Origin of the sequence: Streptococcus pseudopneumoniae (assembly GCF_038148935.1) — a bacterium.
GTDB lineage: Bacteria > Bacillota > Bacilli > Lactobacillales > Streptococcaceae > Streptococcus > Streptococcus pseudopneumoniae_U.
The window spans coordinates 1-5144 of the sequence record NZ_JBBJZX010000112.1 but is presented as its reverse complement, the minus strand read 5'-3'; the positions used below and the strand labels follow the sequence as shown (position 1 = coordinate 5144).

Here is a 5144-nt window from a genome sequence, read left to right as displayed (position 1 = left end):
GATTCCCATATGGGGTTGTTTGTAATGATGCTTCCGGAGTCTTTGTTATAATGTCCAGGTATCGATAAGCCAAATCCAAGTAATTTTGTTTCTAAAGGGACGTACTCTATAGCTGTTTTTATCATATTGGTAATGGTGGAATTGATTTCTGAAATAGGATAATCTTCATTCAAAATTTCTGTCTCGAAAAGAGTTTTTCCTTGTAAGTCACATAGACTGAGAAAGATACCTAGGACGTTTATTTCAATACCTCCAACAACAGATGGGATATTATCTGTAATAGAAATAGTTTTTCTACGTCTTCCAGATCCGGAAAACTCGCTAAATTCATCACCAGTTTCGTATATGAGGGATTGTTCGCTTAGCTCTTTTATGATGTTAGTCGTTGTTGCTGGAGTAAGTCCTGTTTCATTAACAATATCTGTACGGGATGTTGCTGGATTTCGATATAGAAATTCCAGTATGGTGGCTCTATTTTGTAAAAAGGCTGATTGTTTTGTAATCATTTGTTTCCTCCTTTGGTTTATTTTATATTAAACATAAGAAAAAATCAATTAAAATTATTATTCTATACAAAGAAAAAAATATTGTAAAACAGCACAAAATATATTGACAACGCTTTCTATTAGTGATATATTTAATTTATAAAAAATAAAAAAAGGAGTTCCGATGATGAACAATATTTTAACGTTTTTAGAAACGAAAGTCGCTCCGTTTGGTGAAAAAGTTGGAAACCAACGGCATTTGAAAGCTATTCGTGAAGGATTTATGATGGCAATGCCTTTGATTTTAGTCGGCTCTTTATTTCTTATTCTAATCAGTTGGCCTCAAGAGGCTTTTACAAATTGGCTGAATAGTGTTGGATTGCTAAGTATCTTGACAACTATGAATCAGTCAACAGTAGCGATTATCTCCTTGGTCGCTTGTTTCGGTATTGCCTACAGGTTGTCGGAAGGATATGGTACAGATGGTCCGTCGGCAGGGATCATAGCCTTATCCAGTTTTGTATTGATGGCACCTCGTTTTTCGAGTATGGTTTATGATAAAAATGGGGAGCAGGTCAAGCAGTTATTTGGCGGCGCAATACCATTTTCTAGCCTGAATGCATCTTCTTTATTTATGGCGATTACCATTGGATTGGTTACAGCAGAGATTTATCGTATGTTTATCCAGCGCGGAATTACGATAAAAATGCCAAGTGGTGTCCCAGATGTAGTAAGTAAATCATTTTCAGCTCTTTTACCTGGTTTTACTACTTTTGTTTTGTGGGCTCTGGTCTTAAAAGGTCTTGAAGCGGCAGGAGTTGCAGGAGGTCTCAACGGACTTTTAGGTGCAATTGTTGGAACACCGCTTAAGTTAATTGCAGGAACGCTTCCAGGTATGATTCTATGTGTTATTGTAAACTCATTCTTTTGGTTCTGTGGAGTTAATGGGGGACAAGTTTTAAATGCTTTTGTAGACCCAGTTTGGTTACAATTTACTACAGAAAACCAAGAAGCTGTGGCTGCAGGACAAACCCTACAACACATTATTACATTACCGTTTAAAGATTTATTTGTATTTATTGGTGGCGGTGGAGCGACTATTGGTCTTGCGATTTGTCTCTTCCTATTTAGTAAGAGTCGTGCTAATAAAACATTAGGTAAGCTAGCTATTATACCGTCTATCTTTAATATCAATACAGCTATTCTATTTACGTTTCCAACGGTTTTAAATCCGATTATGCTGATTCCATTTATTGCTACTCCTACAATCAATGCCTTGATTACCTATGTATCAATGGCTGTAGGATTAGTACCCTATACAACAGGTGTAATCCTTCCGTGGACAATGCCACCGATCATAGGAGGATTCCTTGCGACAGGGGCTAGTTGGCGAGGAGCTCTATTACAAGTTGTTTTGATTTTGGTTTCTGTAGCAATTTATTATCCATTCTTCAAAATTGCAGATAAACGCAATCTTGAAAAAGAAAAAGCTACTGTTGGAGGGGAATAAGATGGTTATCAGAGTATTTGATCAGCAGAAAAATGCTTATTCTAGCTTTGCCTTAGAGGAATTAAGTTACTATATGAATCGGGTCTTTAAGACTGACATAGAACTTGTCGAGGAGAAGGAAGCGGATATTTTTGTAGGATTAGTCAATAAAGAGGATAGAAAAGACCATGTTCTTATCTCATTAGACAAGGGTAAGGGGAGAATTGAGTCCAATACAATTGTAGGTTTACTTATTGGAATTTACCGAATGTTTCATGAATTTGGTGTTGTGTATACTAGACCAGGGCGCGGACATGACTTTATTCCAGAGTTACGATTTGAAGATTTTTTAGATAAAGAGCTATCTATAGATGAAACAGCCAGTTACTATCATAGGGGAGTATGTATAGAGGGAGCAGATTCATTTGAAAATATACTAGATTTCATTGATTGGCTACCTAAGATTGGAATGAACAGTTTTTTCATCCAGTTTGAAAATCCTTACTCTTTTTTGAAACGTTGGTATGAACATGAATTTAATCCATATCTAAATAAAGAACAATTTTCAAATGAATTAGTACAAGAATTGAGTGATAGGTTGGATAAAGAATTGCAAAAAAGAGGTCTTATTCATCATCGTGTTGGTCATGGATGGACAGGTGAGGTTTTAGGTTACTCTTCAAAATTTGGCTGGGAATCAGGTCTTAGTATTTCAGAGGAGAAGAAACCCTATGTCGCTGAAATAAACGGGAAACGAGAATTATTTAATACGGCTCCAATTTTAACCAGTCTGGATTTTTCAAATCCAGATGTGGCGGATAAGATGGTAGAAATTATCAAGGATTATGCCAAGAAAAGACCTGATGTGAATTACTTACATGTATGGTTGTCGGATGCTCGTAATAATATTTGTGAATGCGAAAACTGTAGACAAGAATTGGTTTCGGATCAGTATATTCGTATTCTCAATCAATTGGATAGGGCTTTAACGAGTGAGGGATTAGATACAAAGATTTGTTTCCTACTTTACCATGAGTTGTTATGGGCGCCTCAGAAAGAAAAATTAGATAATCCTGAACGCTTTACCATGATGTTTGCACCGATTACAAGAACATTTGAAATGAGTTATGCAGATGTAGATTTTGACAATTCCATACCTACGCCTAAACCTTATCTGCGTAATAAAATTATACTTCCGAATTCTCTTGAGGAAAATTTATCTTATCTTTTTGAATGGCAAAAAACATTTAAAGGAGATAGTTTCGTATATGACTATCCTTTAGGGCGTGCTCATTATGGCGATTTAGGCTATATGAAAATTAGTCAAACTATTTACAGAGATGTATCTTATCTTTCAAACCTACATTTGAACGGTTACATTTCTTGTCAAGAATTACGTGCAGGATTCCCTCATAATTTTCCTAATTATGTTATGGGGCAAATGCTCTGGAAGAAGACAAGAAGTTATGAAGAATTGATTGAAGAATACTTTTCTGCTTTGTATGGGGAAAATTGGCAGTCTGTTGTTGAATATTTAGAAAAATTATCCATTTATTCCTCTTGTGACTATTTTAATGCAATTGGCAGCCGTCAAAATGATGTTTTAGCGAATCATTATTATATAGCTTACAATCTAGCTGATAATTTTTTACCAATTATTGAGGAAAATATTTCTAAGTTATTAAATAGTCAAAAGGATGAATGGAAACAGCTCAGTTATCATCGTGAATATGTTGTTAAGATGGCGAAGGCTTTATATCTTCAAGCAACTGGAAAAACAAGGCAAGCTCAAGATGAGTGGAGAAATGTGTTGAATTATATCCGTGGTCACGAATTACTATTCCAATCTAATTTGGATGTTTATCGTGTAATTGAAGTAGCAAAAAATTACGCTGGTTTCCACTTATAAATCATAAGTATAGAAAATGAACTAAGGTATTCAGAGAAGATTGATCCTAAATATTATGAAATTTAAGGATTTTTAAGATATTTAGGGTCGACTTTCTATTTGTATCGTAGCGAAGTCATTTTAATAATGATGTGTAAAAGATGGATCAAGATTGAGGAGGAAGAAAGATGAAATCAAAAGAAGAAATAAATATGCTTGGTTTTACAATTGTCGCTTACGCAGGAGATGCAAGGTCAGATTTGATGGATGCTTTGGCGTTTGCGAGAGATGGATATTTTGAACAGGCAAGAGAATTGGTTGAGTCTGCAAACGACTCAATAGTGTCTGCCCATCGAGAACAGACTAATTTATTAGCGGAGGAGGCATCTGGAGATAATTTTGAAGTGAGTTTTATCATGATTCATGGTCAAGACACTTTGATGACAACGATGCTATTGTATGATCAGGTCAAGTTTTTTATTGATGAATATGAACGAATTCGAAAGATTGAAGAACATATTGGTTTGCAATGAGGATTAGTCATGGAAAATTTACAGGTTAAAGCCTTACCGAAGGAGTTTTTATTAGGAGCTGCTACCGCTGCTTATCAAGTAGAGGGTGCAACTAGGGTAGATGGCAAAGGAATAAATATGTGGGATGTTTATTTGCAAGAAAATAGTCCGTTCTTACCAGATCCAGCTAGTGATTTTTATTATCGTTACGAAGAGGATATAGCTTTGGCGGCAGAACATGGTTTGCAGGCTTTGCGTTTATCTATTTCCTGGGTTCGCATATTTCCTGATATAGATGGGGAACCGAATATATTGGCTGTTCAGTATTACCATAGAGTCTTTCAGTCCTGCTTAAAACATAATGTGATTCCGTTTGTTTCTTTACATCATTTTGATTCGCCTCAGAAAATGTTAGAAACAGGGGATTGGTTAAATAGAGGAAATATTGATCGTTTCATACGATATGCTCGCTTTTGTTTTCAAGAATTTACAGAAATCAAACATTGGTTTACAATCAATGAACTGATGTCTCTTGCTGCAGGTCAATATATAGGAGGTCAGTTTCCTCCAAATCACCATTTTCAATTATCTGAAGCAATTCAAGCGAATCATAATATGTTGTTGGCGCATGCTCGTGCAGTCCTCGAATTTCATCAATTAGGAATTGAGGGAGAGATAGGTTGTATTCATGCTTTAAAGTCAGGCTATCCTATTGATGGGCAAAAAGAAAATATTTTAGCAGCTAAACGGTATGATGTTTATAATAATAA

General features: G+C 35.5%; 5 protein-coding genes. 4 read left to right on the top strand and 1 reads right to left on the bottom strand.

Annotation, left to right across the window (positions count from 1 at the left end; translation table 11 throughout):
- Window positions 1-506: MarR family winged helix-turn-helix transcriptional regulator (locus WKI42_RS09450; RefSeq protein ID WP_368081788.1), on the bottom strand; the 506-nt coding region annotated here is incomplete at its 3' end.
- A 166-nt stretch (window positions 507-672) separates the two neighbouring features.
- Between WKI42_RS09450 and WKI42_RS09445 the strand changes: the two genes are divergently transcribed.
- The 4 genes from WKI42_RS09445 to WKI42_RS09430 form a co-directional block, all read left to right on the top strand.
- Window positions 673-1995: a PTS sugar transporter subunit IIC gene (locus WKI42_RS09445; RefSeq protein ID WP_001059751.1), complete on the top strand. Its 1323-nt coding sequence runs from the start codon at window positions 673-675 to the stop codon at window positions 1993-1995.
- Window position 1996: 1 nt separating this feature from the next.
- Window positions 1997-3883, top strand: coding sequence for a DUF4838 domain-containing protein (locus tag WKI42_RS09440; protein WP_061767429.1), 1887 nt, complete (start codon window positions 1997-1999; stop codon window positions 3881-3883).
- A 167-nt stretch (window positions 3884-4050) separates the two neighbouring features.
- Window positions 4051-4395 carry a PTS lactose/cellobiose transporter subunit IIA gene (locus tag WKI42_RS09435; RefSeq protein WP_000836780.1) on the top strand — a complete coding sequence of 115 codons (345 nt, stop codon included), beginning with the start codon at window positions 4051-4053 and terminating at the stop codon, window positions 4393-4395.
- A 9-nt stretch (window positions 4396-4404) separates the two neighbouring features.
- Window positions 4405-5144 (top strand): family 1 glycosylhydrolase (locus WKI42_RS09430; protein WP_368081787.1); only part of this gene is annotated, 740 nt, incomplete at its 3' end.